At 35.3% G+C, this 20,464-nt stretch carries 13 protein-coding genes; 4 read left to right on the top strand and 9 right to left on the bottom strand.

Annotated features, from left to right (window positions below):
- Positions 1-191 precede the first annotated feature (191 nt).
- The 5 genes from AOY20_RS01775 to AOY20_RS01755 all read right to left on the bottom strand — a co-directional run bounded on the left by AOY20_RS01775 (position 192) and on the right by AOY20_RS01755 (position 9,525).
- Positions 192-1,295 carry an alpha-hydroxy acid oxidase gene (locus AOY20_RS01775; RefSeq protein ID WP_054580285.1) on the bottom strand — a complete coding sequence of 368 codons (1,104 nt, stop codon included), beginning with the start codon at positions 1,293-1,295 and terminating at the stop codon, positions 192-194.
- Between the two features lie 37 nt (positions 1,296-1,332).
- Positions 1,333-2,016 carry a Fe2+-dependent dioxygenase gene (locus tag AOY20_RS01770; RefSeq protein WP_054580284.1) on the bottom strand — a complete coding sequence of 228 codons (684 nt, stop codon included), beginning with the start codon at positions 2,014-2,016 and terminating at the stop codon, positions 1,333-1,335.
- Between the two features lie 121 nt (positions 2,017-2,137).
- Complete coding sequence (locus tag AOY20_RS01765) at positions 2,138-4,369, bottom strand: TonB-dependent receptor (RefSeq protein ID WP_054580283.1); 2,232 nt, start codon at positions 4,367-4,369, stop codon at positions 2,138-2,140.
- A gap of 402 nt (positions 4,370-4,771) precedes the next feature.
- Positions 4,772-6,973, bottom strand: coding sequence for a TonB-dependent receptor domain-containing protein (locus AOY20_RS01760; RefSeq protein ID WP_054580282.1), 2,202 nt, complete (start codon positions 6,971-6,973; stop codon positions 4,772-4,774).
- A gap of 341 nt (positions 6,974-7,314) precedes the next feature.
- The gene (locus AOY20_RS01755) at positions 7,315-9,525 is read right to left on the bottom strand and encodes a TonB-dependent receptor domain-containing protein (RefSeq protein WP_054580281.1); all 2,211 of its coding nucleotides are present in this window, start codon (positions 9,523-9,525) and stop codon (positions 7,315-7,317) included.
- A gap of 239 nt (positions 9,526-9,764) precedes the next feature.
- Between AOY20_RS01755 and tig the strand changes: the two genes are divergently transcribed.
- The 3 genes from tig to clpX all read left to right on the top strand — a co-directional run bounded on the left by tig (position 9,765) and on the right by clpX (position 13,234).
- Positions 9,765-11,096, top strand: a complete 1,332-nt coding sequence (gene tig, locus AOY20_RS01750) for a trigger factor (protein ID WP_054580280.1) — start codon at positions 9,765-9,767, stop codon at positions 11,094-11,096.
- Positions 11,097-11,290: 194 nt separating this feature from the next.
- The gene (clpP, locus tag AOY20_RS01745; RefSeq protein ID WP_054580279.1) at positions 11,291-11,902 is read left to right on the top strand and encodes an ATP-dependent Clp endopeptidase proteolytic subunit ClpP; all 612 of its coding nucleotides are present in this window, start codon (positions 11,291-11,293) and stop codon (positions 11,900-11,902) included.
- Between the two features lie 21 nt (positions 11,903-11,923).
- Positions 11,924-13,234, top strand: a complete 1,311-nt coding sequence (gene clpX / locus AOY20_RS01740) for an ATP-dependent Clp protease ATP-binding subunit ClpX (protein ID WP_054580278.1) — start codon at positions 11,924-11,926, stop codon at positions 13,232-13,234.
- Positions 13,235-13,313: 79 nt separating this feature from the next.
- On the opposite strand, the gene AOY20_RS01735 is transcribed toward clpX, so the two are convergent.
- Together AOY20_RS01735 and AOY20_RS01730 are read right to left on the bottom strand one after the other, a co-directional pair.
- Positions 13,314-13,829, bottom strand: coding sequence for a DUF2059 domain-containing protein (locus tag AOY20_RS01735; protein WP_054580277.1), 516 nt, complete (start codon positions 13,827-13,829; stop codon positions 13,314-13,316).
- A 76-nt stretch (positions 13,830-13,905) separates the two neighbouring features.
- Entirely contained in the window at positions 13,906-15,432 is a 1,527-nt protein-coding gene (locus AOY20_RS01730; RefSeq protein ID WP_054580276.1) for a fumarate hydratase, read from the bottom strand.
- Between the two features lie 602 nt (positions 15,433-16,034).
- Here AOY20_RS01730 and AOY20_RS01725 point away from each other — a divergent pair.
- Positions 16,035-16,619: a LysE family translocator gene (locus AOY20_RS01725; protein WP_054582515.1), complete on the top strand. Its 585-nt coding sequence runs from the start codon at positions 16,035-16,037 to the stop codon at positions 16,617-16,619.
- Positions 16,620-16,896: 277 nt separating this feature from the next.
- Here AOY20_RS01725 and AOY20_RS01720 read toward each other — a convergent pair whose 3' ends face one another.
- Together AOY20_RS01720 and AOY20_RS01715 are read right to left on the bottom strand one after the other, a co-directional pair.
- Positions 16,897-17,733: an OmpA family protein gene (locus tag AOY20_RS01720; protein ID WP_054580275.1), complete on the bottom strand. Its 837-nt coding sequence runs from the start codon at positions 17,731-17,733 to the stop codon at positions 16,897-16,899.
- A 38-nt stretch (positions 17,734-17,771) separates the two neighbouring features.
- Complete coding sequence (locus AOY20_RS01715; protein ID WP_054580274.1) at positions 17,772-20,438, bottom strand: YadA-like family protein; 2,667 nt, start codon at positions 20,436-20,438, stop codon at positions 17,772-17,774.
- Positions 20,439-20,464 lie beyond the last annotated feature (26 nt).

Raw genomic sequence — 20,464 nt, 5'->3', positions numbered from 1 at the left:
TATGCAAAAATTACAAGTCATATTTCACTGACACTTTTCAAAATATAATAAAAAGTCTTTGAAATAATATAACTTAGCTTTACCGATAACCATCAAATTCTATAATCTAATAGTAATAAATTTATATCGAAAATATTTTTCTATTTTTGCGTATTATTAAAAAAACTAGAAAAATATTTTCGATAAATGACTTATTTTTGAAAAATATAATCTTTATTGATTTCTTTAAGCGTTGCGGTTCCCATAAGTGCCATTGTGATTTCTAATTCTTCTTTTAAAATTTTAATGACATGTGCTACACCTAAAGCGCCAGCAGCAACTAAGCCATAAATATAGGGGCGACCAATACAGACAGCAGAAGCACCGAAAGCCAAGGCTTTAAAAATATCAGAACCACGACGAATACCACCATCATAAATAAGTGGAAAGTCTATAGGGACAATCTCTTTAATTCGTTCTAATGCAGTAAGTGGTGAAATACAAGTATCTAAAACACGACCACCATGATTTGAAATAATCAAACCTTGAACACCATATTCAATAGCCGTTTTTGCATCTTGAGGATGAACAATTCCTTTGAGAAAAACAGGTAGGGATGTATTTTTAATAATCCAAGCAATGTCATCCCATGTCGGTGCAATTTTCATTAAACCAGCAAAGACAGGATGATCACCTTCTTTTAATTCAGGTAATGGAATATGCGTTGGAGTATGTGGATGTAACATCCCTTCTGGTAAATGGAAAAAAGCTTGGCGTTCGCGATCACGAATACCTGTATGAGGCGAATCAACCGTAATCACAATGGCTTTATAGTTATGAGCTTCCGCCATTTTTACTAATGCCAAAGATTTTTCACGATCACCTTGCCAATACAATTGAAACCATTTGTATGGATTGTCTTGTTTAAGACTGCGCATATCAGTATTGGTAAACGTGCTTAAAATAATATTACTACCAAGTACTTCAGCCGCAAGGGCAGAGGCAGCCTCAGCATCAGTATGAAATTGTTGTTGATGACCAATAGGAGCTAAAAAAATAGGATGAGGAAATTGCTGACCTAAAATTTCACATGCTGTACTGCCATGTGTTAAGTCGCGTAACATTCGAGGTAATAATTGAATATTTTGAAATTGATTTAAATTTTCTTGAACACTAATTTCATCCATTGAGCCACCCTGTAAATATGCCCAAACCATATCAGACAAATGCTTCTCGGCTTCAATTTCATAATCATGAATAGTTTGAAGATAGGCAGGAATCTGAGTTAAAGGCGGTGCAATAATTTTAGTGGTCATAAACATTCCATTGATAATTTAAAAGTCAAAATAAGATTTAAAGCTCAGCCCATTTACGTATTAAATTATGATAAAGACTAGTAAGTTTTACGACTTCTTGATGTTGATCGCCTAATTGCATGCGTAAATTTTGAATGGTTTGATCTAAATTAAATAAAGTATGACGATCTGTATCATCACGAATCATACTTTGTAACCAGAAAAATGAACCTATACGGCAACCTGAAGTTACGGGACTAACTTCATGCACGCTAGTTGATGGATATAAAATGAGGTCGCCTGCAGGTAATTTAACTTCATGATAGCCGTAGGTATCTTCAACGACTAATTCACCACCTTCATATTCTTCTGGCTCACTTAGAAAAACTGTACAAGACAAGTCAGTGCGAATACGGGTATTTGTTCCTTGTATCCAGCGAATAGCATTGTCTACATGGAAGCCGAATGTTTCACCATTTTCATAACGATTAAAATAAGGTGGTAAAATTTTTAAAGGAAGAGCCGCTGAAATAAAAGAGGTATTACTATTTAATGCTTCTAAAATGATATCGCCAAGATGTTGAGTGAGGGGATGTGTTTCTGGAAGTTGTTGATTATTTTTAACATGTGCAGAAAGTGAACCCGTCGTTTTTTTACCATCAATCCATTCAATTTTATCCATTTCTTGACGGAAATATTGAACTTGCTCTTTGGTTAAGACATTTGGAATATGATGAATCACGGCAACACCTTTTTTAAAAATATCATTTTATTTTGATATAAAAATAGCCTCTGTACAGAGGCTATTTTAATTTAAATTCCATATTAAATATATGGAATTAATGCATTATGGTGTATAAAACTTAGTATTTGAAGTTTAAAGACAATACAGCATTACGACCATCTGCTTCGGTTGCATAGTGAGAAGCATATGCTTTAGTGAAGTAGCGTTGGTCAGTTACGTTATTTACGTTAAGTTGTAAATTAAGGTTTTCATTTACATCATAACGAGCCATTAAGTCATAACGAACATAACCTGCAACCCATTTGGTATTTGCTGCATCGCCATATACTTTATCAGATGCTACTGCACCACCACCAATCATTAACTGTGGTAATACTTGGTAAGTTGTCCAAAGTGTTGCAGAGTTTTTAGGTACGTTTGGTAAGTCTTTGCCTTTTGCTGGGTTTGGATATGTACATGCACCAGAACGATTACAAGAAGGACCTGGATCAGTTTGTTTGCTGTCTAGGTATGTATATCCAGCAGAAACAGCCCATTTAGGTGTGATGTTACCATTTACACCAACTTCAAAACCATCAACTTTACTCTTACCGCCATTTGTATAAGTATCAGAGCTTAATTGAATACGTGTATTTTGTTTTTCAGTACGGAAAACAGCAGCAGTTAAGTTTAAGCGATCATCCATTAGATCCCATTTTGTACCTACTTCATAAGTACGTGCTTTTTCAGGATCTAAGTCTTGGTTATTTGCATTTACGGCAGTTTCAGAACCATCACCAGCATCAATACCTACTGGGTTAGCAGAAGTTGCATAACTTACATAGATTGCACCGTTTTCAGCTGGCTTAAATGTTACACCTGCATTCCAACTCCAGAAATCTGTATTGTTTTCGAGTGTAATACCTGTTGAATTGGTTCTAAGTTCTGTATCGAATTTATCCCAACGAACACCTAAGTCCAGTAACCATTGAGGACTAATTTCAATGTTATCTAGGAAGTATAAAGATGTTGTTTTAGCTTTAGTTGTTGTTACTGCTTTGTTTGCTGTACTAGAACCTAACCAAGGATCAGAAGGATTTGGATCAGTTAAAGAAGTACACCAAGCATTAACTACTGTACATTTATTATTGAATCCACCAGATGTTGTACCTTCATAACCAGGATATGTAGTTACGTAAGCACCTTTATCTGATTTTTGATGGCTATATTCAACACCTGTATTGAATTTATGTTCAAAAAGACCTGTGTTGAATTTACCACGTAAGCTTAATTGATCTGTAAAGCTTTCAGTATCTGTAATACGTGAGTTAATACGACGCCAAACTTTATCATTAGCAACATTACCTTGTGAGTCATCTGGTTGAGTCCAGATGTAATCATTCTTAGATTTTGAATACATTGCAATGTTAGCAATAGTCAAATCATCAGTCAGGTCATGTTCTAATTTGATTGTACCAATTTGATTTTCTTGTTTTTGGAAATCACGATTTTGTAAACCGTAGTAAATACCTTGTTTTACATCTACAGGCTTGCCAGCAGTTGCTTTTTTAACTGTGTCATAACTAAATGGTACACCTGAATCTGGCGTATCATCGCTACGTAAGTAGTAATAGCTTAATGTTGCACGAGTATCTGTATCTAAGCCAAAAGTAATACTTGGTGCAATACCAGCACGTTTGTATTCAGCACCATCGCTTTGACCTGGTTTTTCATTTTTATGACCTAACACTGCAACACGCGCAGCAATGCCATTACCAAAGTCTTTGTTGCCATCTAAAGTAATACGTTGGTAGTTGTCTGTACCAGATTCTACAGAACCTTGGATAAAGTTACCTTTTTTCGCTTCTTTAGTAATCATGTTGATGCTACCACCAACAGAACCTGCACCACCTAAAGATGAACCTGAGCCTTTAGTTACTTCGACTTGTTCTACAGCAAACATGTCACGGTTTTGTGAAGTCGAGTTACGAATACCATCAAGATAAATAGAGCTTTCTGAGCTATAACCACGAATGATAGGGCGGTCACCATTTGGATTACCACCTTCACCAGCACCTAAAGTAATACCAGGTACTAAACGTAAAGCATCGCTTAGTGTTGTAACTTGAGTATCTTCAATAAGTTGTTGTGAAATAACAGATACAGATTTTGGAGTATCTAATAATGGAACAACATATTTATTGTTTGCAGAATTGTCTACTTTTAAGCTTTTTTCTGCAGCAGCTTCTGCATGGATTGTTTCAAGTTGAGCAACTTGTTGCTCTTGGGCAATTGCATTCCCTGCCATAATACTTAGTGACGACGCAATCGCAGAGGATACGATTTTTTTACGTGTTTTTATGAAGCCCATTTCAAATCCATTAAATATGTGATGAGATTGATTGCGAATAATAATGATTCTTATTTTGTATTCCAATATCAGCTTATTGGTTTTAGCAATCGATAATTTTTTATAAAATGAAAATATGAATGTTATATTGTATTGTTTTATAGTTAATTTATTGTTTTTAAATATTAATTTTTATAACGATGATTTTTTTATTTTATATTGGGAATATTGATGGTATTTAAAATATACGGTGACAATAAATAGAAAAGAATGATATTTGGATTTAGAATATTTTATCTATGTTATTTATATATGCAATTTTATCTATTTTTAAGATAAAGAAAATAATGAGTAAATTGATATAATTTTGCATGAAAAAAAGTCCTCCTATAAAAGGAGGACTGTTGATTAGCCTTTTAAAGATTAAAAGTCATATGATACTGACAACCAATAATTACGACCTGGTAAATAAGTGCCTGAAATACTAGAGCCAACATCTAAATATTTATAAGCTGTTGCTGACTGAGTACGACCGCGAGCATCGACATAATTATAGGTTTGACTACCTTCTGTGAAGTCTTTATCAAGTAGGTTATTGATAGCCATGTTAAAGCGTAAATTGTCTGTCATGCTGTAACTTGCACCTAAATTAAATAGGTTGTAGCCCGCAAGCTTATCTCCGAATAATTTATATTCTTCATAATCACTTGAACCAAGACCAGATACTGGAGCAGCAGGTGTATTTAGGAAACGAGCGCGACTTGATTTATATTCGTGTTGTAACCAAAGATCAAGAGCATCATTGATATGCCAAGTCGATGTTAAGTTAAATGCATTACGTGGAACATTATTATAGTAACCGCCTTTGTTTTCACCTTCAGTGATTTCTGTTTTCATGTAGGTATAGGCAGCTTTAATATCCCATTCTGGAATAATATTATATTGTAACGATGTTTCTACACCTTGAACTTTGGCTTTATCGGCATTGTAGCTTTTGCCAAATGTTGTCTCAGCTGTTGGATTTGGGAATACCGCTAAACATTCAGCTGAAGAGGCACAAAGAGCATTACGTGAAACGATTGCATCTTTAATTTGATTATAGAATGCTGTTGCTGTGAAGTTGATTTGATCTGTTGGTTGAATATTAAAACCAAGTTCATAGTTTGTAGATTGCTCTGGTTTTAAGTCTGGATTACCTAAAGTAGGAGTTGTTCCTTGTCCACTAAAGTTAATTAGACCATCATAAAGTGCTTTTGGTGAAGGTGCTTTATAACCTGTGCTTACACCACCTTTAATGGTTAAGATATCATTCGTATTCCATACTAAATATGCACGTGGGCTAAATTTTCCACCAAAACCTGAATGATCTTCATAGCGTGCACCATAAGTAAAGGTCAGGCTATCGATTAAGTTCCATTCATCTTCAGCATAAATTGCCCAAGAATTTTTACTGAATTTATCTGTACCATTTTCAACAATATTATCTTTAACTGTTAGCTTTTTATATTCAGCACCTGTTGTAACTTTATGATCACCTAAAGTTGAAATGAGATGGCTATCAGCAACTAAGTCGGTATTTTTTAAAGTACGGTCAGTACCTGCGAGAGGGTTGTTATTACCTCCAATTAGAGCAGCACCTGGTAATGTACGACCTTTGGTTTCAGTATCTGTTTGGCTAACGTAGGTTTTCCATTGACCAAAGTCATAATCACCATCATGACCCAAAGCAAACTGAGTACGATTGAATTTTAATTCATCTTTATAACCATTTGCACTTCCAGGTAAATCTAATGAACCTAGGCGACTATCTTCATTTTTATAGTTTTGACTTGAATAGAAGCTATCAAACCATACCGCATTTTTATCATCTACTTTATATGTTAGTTTTCCACCAACATCATAATTATGTGCTTTGTTTGGACGAGGATCACGTCCAGTAGATCCTTCGATACGGTCTGAATGTCCACGGTCATAGTAGCTTCCGCGAAGTTGAAGACCTAATTGATCATGAATGAGAGGGCCATTGACCAAGAAGCTCGTTTTCCATGAATCAGCTTCTGAACTATGTTCCATCGCATTACCACTTACTGTGATATTACCATTCCATTCATCATTTACTTTTTTAGTAATAATGTTAATGACACCACCCATGGCATCTGAACCATAAAGTGTAGACATTGGACCACGAATGACTTCAATTCTTTCAATTGAAGAAAGAGGGGGGATAAAACCTGTCGCTGTTTCACCAAAACCATTTGGAGTGACATCTGTAGATGTTGTTTGACGACGACCATCAATAAGAATAAGCGTGTCAGATGCATTCATACCTCGAATACTGACATCTAAACCTGATGTTTTACCTACGCCATTACGAACATCGACACCTGGAATATCAACTAAAAGATCTGCAATTGTGGTTGCGTTCTTTTTTTCTATGTCTTCTTTTGTGACAACACTAATACTTGCGGGAGCATCTTTTAAATCTTGTTCAAAGCCACTTGCAGAAACAACGATCGTTGATAGTTGGTGTGGAGTTGAATTTTGTTCAGTGGTGTTTGCAAAACTTGTTGTTGTAAATACTGCAAATAGTGCCAGTGTTAATGGATGAAGGTTAAAGTGACTCATAAATGAATTCCAAATGGACGAGATGAAAACTAAATAAGAAAACGTATCATTTGCATTCATCATACATAAACGATTATGTAATTTGTTGATTATTTTTTGTTAGACATGGAAGGATAAAATAAAAATGATTGATTAAATTTTGATTAATTTTCAGATAGTGACTTTTTCATCTTGTTTTGTAAGTAAAATATGAATAATTGGAGATTAAAGTTTCATAAAAGATTTTTAATATTTTTATTTGTTATAAAATTGTAATTTGAATTTTAGTGCAATAATGAATCAGATGTCCGATTAAATTTAGAACTTAGTACCATGAAAACGGCACTAAGTTCAGATTAAATTTAGAAATCATAAGATAATGAAAGCCAGTAATTTCGTCCTGATATGAAAGTTCCATTGGTTTTTTTATCAATATCAAAGTATTTATAACTTGTTGTTTGTTGAATTTTGCCTTTTGCATCTTTATAAGCGTAGGTTTTACTGCCTTCAGTAAAATCTTTGTTTAATAAGTTATTTACAGCAACATTAAGACGTAGATCTTTATTGATAGAATAGCTTGCACCTAAGTTAAATACACTATAACCAGCAAATGAATTACCAAATAATTTGTACTCTTCATAGTCACTAGAACCTAAACCAGATTTAGGTGCAATAGGTGTACTTGGAAAACGAGTTCTGCTTGACTTATATTCATGCTGTAACCAAAGATTGAAATCATCATGGATATGCCATGTTGAGGTTAAATTAAATGCATGGCGAGGTACATTAGTATAGTAACCACCTTTATTTTTTCCTTTGGTAATTTCTGTTTTCATAAAGGTATATGCTGCTTTAATCTCCCATTCAGGAATAATTTTATATTCTAGGGAAGTTTCTAAGCCATTAACTTGCGCTTCAACTGAGTTGTATTTTTGATTGAAAAGAGCATTGGCCTTGGTATTAGGATAAGAATTTAAACAGGCTTGGGATAAAGAACATAAAGTTCGGTCGGATACAATGGCATTGCTCACGACGTTATGAAATGCAGTTGCTGTAAAGTTAAGTTGATCTGTCGGTTGGAAATTCAAACCAAGTTCGTAATTTACTGAGGTTTCGGGTTTTAATTTTGAATTACCAATTGTTGGAATAGTACCTTGTCCACCAAAATTGATTAAGCCATCATGTAGCTCTTTGGGGGAAGGAACTTTATATCCCGTACTTATACCTCCTTTTATTGTTAAAAGATCATTTGCATTCCAAACTAAATATGCACGTGGACTAAATTTTCCACCAAAACTACTATGTCGTTCATAACGAGTACCATAAGTGAAGATTAAATTATCTTTTAAACTCCATTCATCTTCAGCATAAATAGACCATGATTTTTTATTAAATTTATGTGAACCATTTTCAACAATATTATCTTGAATAGTTAAGTCTTTAAATTCGGAACCAAGCGTAAATTTATGAGTATCTAGGGTATGAATAATATGACTATCAATAATTACATCTGTATTTTTTAACGTACGATCCTGACCAGAAAGTGGATTACGCCGTCCATTTCTTAACGCTTCACTTGGAAGGGTACGACCTTTAGTCTCTGTTTCAATTTGGCTAATGTAAGTTTTCCATTGCCCAAAGTCATATTCACCTTCATGACCAATGGCAAATTGTTGTCGGGTAAATTCTAATTCATCTTTATAACCATAAGCTTGTTTTTTCGTATCGACAGTACCTAGACGGTTTTCATCATTTTTATAAAATTGTTTAGCGAAAAACACATCCATCCATACATTATTTTGATCATTGATTGTGTAGTTGAATTTATTGCCAATTTCATATTGATGTGCTTTATGTGGACGTGGATCTATTCCTTTTGTTCCAAAAACACGATCAGAAGTACCTCGATTAAAATAACTACCACGTAATTGCATACCAAGTTTATTTGGAACAATAGGACCATTGAGAGCAAAACTTGTTTTCCATGAGTCTGCTTCAGCACGATTTTCCATAGCATTGCCACTTAACGTGATATTGCCACGCCATTCATCTGTTACTTTTTTAGTAATAATATTAATGACTCCACCAATCGCATCAGAACCATATAACGTTGACATAGGACCACGAATTACTTCTATACGTTCAATTACAGACAGAGGAGGTAAAAAAGCAGTAGCAACTTCACCAAAAGCATTTGGAGTAACATCTATAGAAGTTGTTTGCCGACGACCATCAATTAAAATTAAGGTATTAGCAGATTTCATACCTCGAATATTGATGTTAAGCGCAGATGTTTTGCCAACACCGTTACGGACATCAACACCTGGAATATCTGTAAGTAAGTCCGCAATTGTTGTCGCATTTTTCTTTTCAATATCTTCTTTAGTAATCAAGCTAATACTTGCAGGAGCATCCTTTAAACTTTGTTCAAAGCCAGATGCTGAAACAATAATGGGCGAAAGTTGGTGAATCTCTGAAGGTGAGGTTTGAATAGCTGTTGATGTTGCGAATACAGATGTTGTTGTAAGACTAAATATAGTTATGTTGAATAATTTTTGTGTAATAAATGGCATTTTTTAATCCCAAGTAAAATGGTTGGGATAAGATAGAGAGATTAGAAGAAAAGAAATATAGAATAAATTTTGATATTGTAAAGCTGTGGTATAAATATCATGTAGAAAATGTATACAAAATTATTATGTTTACAACATTTTTAACGAAGATGATGAGGTTATTTTGTATATCTTCAAATGTTGTCATATAATGTGGCACTTTTTATAAAACTGTTATTACTAAATATATAGAGGAAGCCATGCAAGTAACTTCTGAAGCGGTTTCGGGCGTTGCCCGTCGTTTAAATGTTTCTGTACCGACGAGCCGTATTAACGAGCAGTTTGAAGCTCGCTTGAAACGCACTGCCAAAACTGTGAAGATTAACGGCTTCCGTCAAGGTAAAGTGCCTGTAAATGTTGTACGTCGTGAATATGGCGCGGGTATTTACCAAGAAGTTGTAAACGATATTATTCGTGACACAGTTTTCGAAGCAATCCAGCAAGAGAAAATCAATGCTGTTGGTATGCCAAACATCGAAAAAACTGAAATGAAAGATGATGCTTTAGTTTTTGAAGCTACTGTTGAAGTTTATCCAGAAGTCGAAGCTAAATTCGAAGGTTTGGAAGTTGAACGTAAATCAACAGAAGTGACTGATAAAGATGTAGATCAAATGATCGAAAATCTTCAAAAGCAACGTGCTTCATGGGCTGAAACAAAAGGCATGGCTAAAAAAGACATGCAAGTAACTTTTGATTTCGAAGGTTCTATTGATGGCGAAAAATTTGAAGGCGGTGCTGCTCAAGACTTTAAATTAGTATTGGGTTCTAACCGTATGATCCCTGGCTTCGAAGATGGCATCATCGGTATGAAGAAAGGCGAAGAGAAAGTTATTGATGTAACTTTCCCTGAAGATTATCAAGCTGAAAACCTTGCTGGTAAAACAGCTCAATTCAAAATCAATGTTAAATTGGTTGAGAAACAAAAGCTTCCTGAAATTGATGCTGAATTCTTAAAAATCTTTGGTTTAACTGAAGAAGAAGGCGTTGAGAAGTTAAAAGCTGACGTTCGTAAAAATATGGAACGTGAAGTGAAGAATGGTCTTCGTAACCAAGTTAAAGGTGCAACTTTTGATGCACTTGTAGCTGCAAACGAAGTTGAAATTCCAGCTTCTATGTTGGCTCAAGAAATTGACCGTCAACGTCAACAAATGATTCAACAATTCACTCAACAATTTGGTGCTCAAGGTGCTAAAGCGTTTGATTCAAGCATGCTTCCAGATGACTTGTTCAAAGAACAAGCTGAAAAAGCAGTTAAACTTGGCGTATTAGTAAGCAAAGTTTTAGCTGATGCTAAAATTGAAGTTGATGCAGCTCGTGTTGACGCATACATCGAAGAAATGGCTTCTTCTTATGAAGATCCAACAGAAGTAATTGCTTACTTTAACAATGATAAACAACAACGTGCTCAAATTGAGGGTGTTGTGTTAGAAGATCAAGTTGTAGATTTTATCTTGAATTCTGCAAAAGTAACTGAAAAAACAGTTAGTTATGAAGATTTGTTGAAAGAGCAACAAGCTCGTCAACAAGGCTAATTACTAAGTTGTGGTAAAAATGGCGCTTTTAAGCGCCATTTTTATTCCCTAAAATGAAAAGAATTGCATTTAAATTCACAAATATTATGTAAAAAATATCAAAGAATTGATGGGGAACCTTTTGCAATTTTAGTCATTATCCCTCATATTGTAAGTATGGGTGAACTCACAAAAAATTAGGAATAGATAAACATATGTATGTTCCAACAATTGAAAACGCTTTGGTACCGGTAGTCGTAGAGCAATCTTCTCGTGGCGAACGTTCTTTTGATATTTATTCTCGTCTGCTACGAGAGCGTGTTATTTTCTTAACAGGCGAAGTTGAAGACAACATGGCGAACTTAATTGTTGCACAGATGTTGTTTTTAGAGGCAGAGAACCCTGAAAAAGATATCCATCTTTATATTAACTCACCAGGTGGTTCTGTAACTGCAGGTATGGCAATTTACGATACCATGCAATTTATTAAACCAGATGTTGTGACATACTGTATGGGGCAAGCAGCATCAATGGGCGCGTTTTTACTGAATGCAGGTGCAAAAGGTAAACGTTATTGTCTAGAAAATGCACGTGTTATGATTCACCAACCATTGGGTGGCTTCCGTGGACAAGCATCTGATATTGAAATTCATGCTCGTGAAATTTTATTTATTAAAGAGCGCTTGAATCGTTTAATGGCTGAACATAGTGGTCAAGAATACGAACAAGTTGCTAAAGATACAGATCGTGATAACTTTATGACTGCACAGCAGGCAAAAGAATATGGTTTGGTCGATGAAGTGTTAACAAAACGTCCATCTCTTTAAAATTAATTTATTGGAGTTAATATGTCCGAACATCCTCAAGGACAAAAGCATTGTTCATTTTGCGGTAAAACGCAGTCTGAAGTCGGGAAACTGATTGCAGGTGAGGACGCATATATCTGTAATGAATGTGTGGACGTATGCCTAGATTTAGTTCAAACCAGTCAACAAGTGGAAACAGGTGATTGGGCAGCAAAGCCATTACCAAAACCACATGAAATTCGTGCAGCACTTGACCAATATGTGATTGGGCAAGATGTGGCAAAGAAAACTTTATCTGTTGCTGTTTATAACCATTATAAGCGCTTAAAAGTAAGTCAAGATGGTCATAAAAAAGATGATAATGTTGAAATTGCAAAAAGTAATATTTTATTGGTTGGTCCAACGGGTTCAGGTAAGACATTACTTGCACAGACTTTGGCTCGCTTACTTGATGTTCCATTTGCTATGGCAGATGCAACAACATTAACTGAAGCTGGTTACGTGGGCGAAGATGTTGAAAACATTGTTCAGAAGCTTCTTCAAAAAGCCGACTACGATGTAGATAAAGCCCAAAAAGGCATTATTTATATTGATGAGATTGATAAAATCACACGTAAATCTGAAAACCCATCAATTACGCGTGATGTTTCTGGTGAAGGCGTTCAGCAAGCATTATTGAAAATGATTGAAGGAACTGTTGCGTCAATTCCTCCACAAGGTGGGCGTAAGCATCCTCAGCAAGAATTTATTCAAATTGATACTGCTAACATCTTATTTATTTGTGGTGGTGCATTCTCAGGTCTTGAGAAAATTGTGCAACAACGTCAAGAAAAAGGTGGTATTGGTTTTACTGCTGAAGTTCGTAATAAAGATGAGACTAAAAAACTTTCGGAATTATTTAGTCAAGTTGAAGCGAATGATTTAGTGAAGTTTGGATTAATTCCTGAATTTATTGGTCGTTTACCAGTAATTGCGACTTTAGAAGAGTTAGATGAAGCTGCGCTTATGCAAATTCTAACTGAACCTAAGAATGCATTAACTCGTCAATATGAATATTTATTTGACATGGAAAATGTTGATCTTGTATTTGAAGACGATGCTTTACGTGCAGTTGCAAAGAAAGCGTTGGAACGTAATACAGGTGCTCGTGGTTTACGCTCAATTTTGGAAAATGCGCTTTTAGAAACGATGTATGATTTACCAAGCCGTACAGATGTTGGTACTGTAGTGGTTAATGCTGCGGTCATTAACGATAAAGCACAACCAGAATTCAAACCAGAGCGTCAAGTAAAAACTGAAGAAGTTGAGGAAGAAAAAGTAGATTTGAAAATTTTAGATTCTAAATCTGCTTAGATCCTGAAATAATCTTGAAAAAACGTGGAAAGTTTACTTTCCACGTTTTTCTATTTAAAAAGAAAAAATATATGTCTGATTATTTTAGCGTGCTCAACTTTTTATTTATTTCCATAAATTCTTTTTCAGAATTTTGTAATGTAGACATTAATTGTTGATTTACCAATTTCATTGATTCTTCTGCAACTAAAGGGGTTTTTTTTAAAATAGCTTGACCAATAGCTGATGAATAGAAGTCTATCTGAGCTTGTACTTCTTTTTCGTTATAAATATCTTTATATATTTTTTCATAAATTGGTTTCATTTTGTCCCATGCAATTGCATTCAATGTATATTGAAAAAGATGTTCTGCAAATTCATCTGCAATTTTCTGTTGTTCAGGAGACAATTGTTCTTTTTTCACAATACTTTTTACAACACTATTTGCTTGTTGGTCAAATTGTGGTTTTAGTTGTTGAACTGTTTCTTGTAATAATTGTTCTACATTCATTACTTGTATCAGCTTTGTGACTTGCTGTTCGGTAGGTTGTTGAGCATGGGTAGTTATCGCAAATATACATAGACTTCCAATACCTATTTTCTTTAATAAACTCATTGTGATTTTATATTCCAATATAAAAAAGCACTCTAATCATAGAGTGCTTTTTTTGAATCTAGTAAATTAATTTACATTATTTTGCAGCAGCATCAACGACTGGAATTTTACCAATTTTAGCTTGCCAAATTTTTGGTGCAGTTGCATGTACAGACGTACCATTTACATCAACAGCTACAGATACAGGCATATCTTTTACTACAAATTTGTAAATTGCTTCCATACCAAGATCAGCAAATGCAACAACTTCAGCTTCGCGGATTGCTTTAGATACTAAGTATGCGGCACCACCAACAGCCATTAAGTAAGTTGCTTTATTGTCCTTGATTGCTTCAACGGCAGCAGGACCACGATCCGCTTTACCGATCATACCGAACATACCTGTTGCTTCAAGCACTTGACGAGTGAATTTGTCCATACGTGTTGCAGTTGTAGGACCCGCAGGACCAACGACTTCATCACCCACAGGATCTACAGGGCCAACGTAGTAGATGAATTTACCTTTAAGATCTACAGGAAGTTCTTCACCATTATTTAGCATATCAACCATACGTTTGTGCGCAGCATCACGGCCTGTATAGATTGTACCGTTAAGAAGAAGTGTATCACCTGGTTTCCAAGCATTCATTTCTTCTTGAGTGATGTTGTCTAGGTCAACACGTTTAGAAGTTGATGAATCCCAAGTTACAGAAGGATAATCTTCTAAGCTCGGTGCTTGGATATAAGCTGGACCTGTGCCATCTAATTGGAAATGTGCATGACGAGTTGCAGCACAGTTCGGAATCATACCGACTGGTTTACCAGCAGCGTGACATGGATAATCTTTAATTTTAATGTCTAGAACAGTTGTTAAACCGCCAAGACCTTGTGCACCAATACCAAGCGCATTTACTTTTTCGAAGATTTCAATACGAAGTTCTTCAAGTTTGTTTTGTGGACCACGACGAAGTAATTCGTCCATATTGATCTCTTCCATGAGTGCTTCTTTTGCAAGCATCATAGCTTTTTCAGCAGTACCACCAATACCGATACCGAGCATACCTGGTGGACACCAGCCTGCACCCATGGTTGGAACAGTTTTAAGCACCCAATCTACAATTGAGTCTGATGGGTTAAGCATTGCAAGTTTAGATTTATTTTCTGAGCCACCACCTTTTGCTGCAACAGTAATATCAACTTTATTACCAGGAACAAGTTTGTGGTAAATCACAGCAGGTGTATTGTCTTTTGTATTTTTACGACCAAAAGCAGGATCTGCAAGAACAGAAGCACGAAGCACATTCGTATTTTCTAAGTAACCTTGGCGTACACCTTCGTTAATTGCATCGTCTAAGCTCATGGTTAAATCAAATTTAACATCCATGCCCACTTCAACGAATACGTTTACGATACCGGTATCTTGGCAAATTGGACGATGTCCTTCTGCACACATACGAGAGTTAATTAAGATTTGTGCAATTGCATCCTTTGCAGCTTTGTTTTCTTCACGGTCATACGCACGACTCATCGCTTGGATAAAGTCTTGTGGGTGATAGTAAGAAATGAACTGAAGCGCATCTTTAACCGATGTGATCAAGTCATCTTGCTTGATAATAGTTGTCATATCAAAAAATCTCTTGAGCGGGCTGTTAGCTAGCGGGCTAAATTATAAGATAAAATGAGTAAGTTGTGGGTGTTTTGCTCAAGCTTTGGTCGAAAGTTTAATGTATTGTCATTATTGTTAATTTATTGTCATATTTTCTAAAAATTATCTTTTATTTGATTGAAAATTATGACATAAGGGAAAATAATTAATCATTTGTTTAAAATTAATAAATATAAGTAATTGATTTTATTTAATTTAAAATATTTATTGTAGATGTCATATTTGTCATAAAGTTGTCATATTTCTTTTACATAATGGCGTTATCGAAGTTAGAGTTTAAATTTATGATTACTGCCATTGTCTCTGTTATTGGTTTTTCTTTGTATATCGCAGCAACTTGGTTCTACGGTCAACAAGAAGATCAAGCATAAGCTTCATCTTCTTTTCTATAAAAATAATAAAAATAATAAAAATTTCAATTTCTTTTATATTCCTCATTCAATCTTCTTATTTTAATATCCTTATTTCATTGTTCGTTATAAAATATTTTTAGTTAACTGAAAGATTGACTTCAAGTGGATTTTCATCAAATTCTTGGGTTTGCATTTATTGCTTTTTTAATGGTTCTTACACCTGGACCAAATATGATCTATTTAATTTCAAGATCAATTTGTCAGGGGAGAAAGGCTGGCCTCATTTCATTAAGTGGTGTTGTTTTAGGCTTTGTCTTTTATATGCTGTGTGCTGCATTGGGAATTAGTGCATTATTATTCGCGATTCCTTATGCTTATGATGCAATTCGTATACTCGGTGCAATATATTTACTGTGGTTAGCATGGAGTGCAATTAAGCCAAGTGCAAAGTCTCTTTTTCAACCACAAAAATTACAAGAAGATGGCGCGATAAAATTATTTTTGATGGGATTTTTAACCAATTTACTCAATCCTAAAATTGCTATCATGTATCTATCGTTATTACCACAATTTATTCGCCCTGAGCAGGGGACTATATTTTTACAAACAGTTTTACTAGGCTTTACACAAATTATAATTAGTATTTCAGTGAATGCTTTAATTGTATTTACTGCGGGATATGTGGCTTTAATTTTAAGTAAAAAACCACAATGGATTAAAATACAAAAATGGATAATGGGAACAGTTTTAGCAGGTTTAGCGGTGAAGCTAATATTTGAGCATAAGCATTAATATGACTGAATATATTCTTTGATCTATCTACTTATGCTGTATTCATAATATTTAAAATTATGGTAAATACATTCTTTCTAGTTCAATGTCTTGTTGCTCATATTTATTAATTTTTCGATCAAATGTATTTTCTTCTCTTTCAATCTTATTATGTTTTTTTATATTGATTTTTAGCTATTTTAAACTGTTTGTATATATAAATGAGATTTAATAAAGCCAACATAGAGCTGGCTTTATTTCTTTTCTAGTCTTTTAAAAATCATAGTGAGCATAATAATTATTTAAGAATGCCCGAGACATCTAGGTCGACACGACGATCAGGTTGCAAACAAATTTTACGCTGACTTAAGTTTTTAATGTTATTACAGCCATCGGTCAGTGGGCGAGTTTCGCCTAAACTACTATACGTAATGATTTCTGCTGGAATATTCAGGTTGATTAGGTGCTGTTGAATAGTTTGTGCACGAGCTAAGCCTAGAGCATAATTTTTGGTGCTATCACCAATATGATCTGTATGACCTATGATATGAATAGAGTTAACCTGCTGATAGCGTTGTTCGATACTCGATAATATTGTATTTAAATTGTGGATCCCTCCTGGTAGTAAACTATCTAATGTTGAACCATTAAATTTGAACAAGATATCTTGATCTAATGAAATTTTTTCTGTTGTTATTTCTTGCATAGGATTTATTGTATTTTCAGCGGACTCGATAGCAGGCTCTGGTTCAATGAAGTGAGCACAATCTTCACCTTTCCATGTCAATTTCTCCGCTAAATATTTTTTGTCGAAATCGATACGGAGTTGGCAGCGTTTATAGGTCTGTGTATGAGGAATACGAATATCTAGAACATAGTGCCAAATATGTTCAAAAAGCAGTCCTTCATTAAAATGTGGATTACCTAATAGTTGTCTAAATTGATCTTTAGTTAAACCAATTTCTAAACGTGCAATATCTTTATATTCATATCGATGAACTTGTTTTAAGTAACTTTTCTTTATGTCAGGAAAATATAGCTCAGCATTTGAGTCTATGGGTTCATTTGCACTCACTGTTCCTGAAAACGTTCCCCATCCTATAATCAGGCTCATTATTAAGATTGTTTTTTCCATTTTCATTTTCTCATGATTATTTATTTTATTCTGAGTGTTTATAAGTTGGTAATTGCGCTGATACCAAATCGGACGCTGGCATCTCCTTCACTTGCTCCTGCAACACCAATTGTCATAGACCAACGGCCATTGTCTGAAGTTTTTCTCAGTGTTGCACCAAAAGCTGTTTCTGATGCAAAATGTGCTGCGCCTACTGAATAAGTCCATTTTCCTGCAATATACGGTGCTGATTCTAATGCCATTGCAGCAGCAATACCTGCATATGCTTTATCTGCGGCATCATTAATTGCTTGTTGTAAGCGTTTATCTTCTCGGTCTAATGCATGTATTGCATCACCGACCGTATAATATGAGTCTCCAGCAACAATAAATGTTGGACCACGTCCTGCATCAAAATCAGAACCTGCACCAATAATGTCATAAATTGTTGTTCCTACATTATGTAGTTGAGAACCATTAATCATATCCGTGGATGTTGGAGAAATATCTCCATCTGCGACATTTATAATTTTTGTATCACCAGCATTTATTCCTTCTTGGTTAATGACAAGAGGACCAATATTGACAGAGTTAAAAATAACATCATCTTTAGTTGCAACGTTATATGTTGTACTTCCATCGGCATTAATAGTCGGGGTAACTTGTATATTTTTACCTGCAGATACTTTGGTTTTTGCAGCAGCAACAGCTTCATGAATGTTATCTTTTCCAGTATTTCCAATATTCCCAGTGGAAATTGAACCATCAGGATTAAGAATTGTACTTCCACCAATAATATCAACTAAGCTAAGTGCCATATTACCTAAGGCATTATTGGTTGCATAAAGTTGACTACCGTTAATCGCATCGGTACTGGAAGCACTAATATTTCCTGCAGCAACACTTTTTAGTTGACGTTCTTCACCTGTAGCACCAAAAGAAACTTGCATTCCAACATCAGAAACTTGCCCTGCAAAGTTTCCAAAAGTAATGCCTTTTTGAGTGACGCTAGCAACTTTGGTAGCATTGGTATTGGTCGTTGCATTTTCTCCTAAAGCAACAGCATTTGTTTTATTGGCAATTGCACCTTGACCAATCGCAGTAGCATTTGTTGCGGTTGCTTGGGATGATTGACCAACAGCAATGCTGCTGGAGCTATTTGCAAGTGAGCCTGTACCTAAAGCAATTGCATTAGTATTACTTGCTGTAGAGGATATACCCATTGCAATAGAGCTTTCGGCATTTGCTGTTGCATTATTTCCCAAGGCTAAAGCATTATTTGCATTTGCTTTTGCCGATTCACCAATTGCAACAGCATTTATATTATTTGCTTGAGTATTATCTCCTATTGCGACAGAGTTATTACTGGTGGCTCTAGTTACATTTCCTATTGCCAAGCTATCTACACCACTCGCAAAAGCAGAATTTCCTATAGATGTCGCTCTACTATTAATGGCTTGGCTTGATTGACCTAATGCAATACTTTCTAATGAATTAGCAATAGCACTTGTACCAAGTGCAAGTGCTCCAGTGTTAGTCGCTTGAGAGGATGTACCCATTGCTACGCTATTTATTCCACTTGAATAAGCTCTATCACCTAATGAAAGACTATTAGAGTTTAGAGCTTGGGCAGATGAGCCAATAGCAAAACTATTACTTCCATTTGCAACTGAGTTTGCACCAGCAGCAGTGGCATTTGTATTTGTGGCATAAGCCGATTGACCAATAGCAATACTATTTGATGCACTAGCAACAGAACTATAGCCTATAGATGTTGCATTATTATGAGAAGCCTGAGCTGATTGCCTAATAGCAAGACTATCACTTGCTGTAGATGAGGTATTACCACCCAAAGCAAGTGCATTTGTACCGGCAGAATATGCTTCTTTTCCAAGAGCAACACTATATTCTGAAACGGCCGTAGCATCATTTCCTACAGCTATCGTATGACTATCATAGGCTAGTGCTGACCGACCGACGGCAAGGCTGCTGGTTCCATTTGCAGAAGATTGAGAGCCTATAGTGAATGCATAATTTCCTGCGGCATTGGCAGCATCATTACCATAATAAAGCCCAGAGTTGGTAGAAGAGCCTAAAGCAAATGATGCATGTCCTGTTGCTGTTGATGATTGACCTAAAGCGACGGAACTTGTTCCAATAGATGTGGTTGTATTCCCAATGGCGACTGCATTACCGTATACAACTGATTCACGACCAATAGAAACAGCACCTTCACCACCGTCTACAAAGGAGTTTGCACCAATTGCTACATGGTTATTACCATTCACATAAGTACCTTGTCCTATAAGTAAATGAACGCCTTGGTTTGGGTGGGAACCGTTAATACTAAAGGCACTATTACTTGTAGCAGTAGATTCACTTCCTATAACAATTGATCCTGCTGCGAAAGCATTCGCATTTGAACCAATAGCAATAGCTTGAGCATAATCACTTGTATCTGTTAGTCCGGTTGGGGTTGCTGGGTTCATCCAGTTTATAAGATTTACAGTACCAGGATTGGCTGTAGCATCAGTTGTTCTTATAGAAAATGATATAACACCGCCACTATCAGTTGTTTGTATTACACGTTCAGCGAAAGCCGAAGAATTTGCAAAAAGTATACTCATGCCCAGTACACTCATTTTAAAAATGTGTGCTCTAAGATCAGTCGTATATTCTAAATATTGATGATGTGATGAACGTACATTTCTTATGATTCTATCCATGTTTAAAACCCCAATTTAAAATATTT

Source organism: Acinetobacter equi, from assembly GCF_001307195.1.
GTDB lineage: Bacteria > Pseudomonadota > Gammaproteobacteria > Pseudomonadales > Moraxellaceae > Acinetobacter > Acinetobacter equi.
The sequence above is the reverse complement of the archived record's forward strand: the minus strand, read 5'-3'. Positions and strand labels throughout refer to the sequence as shown.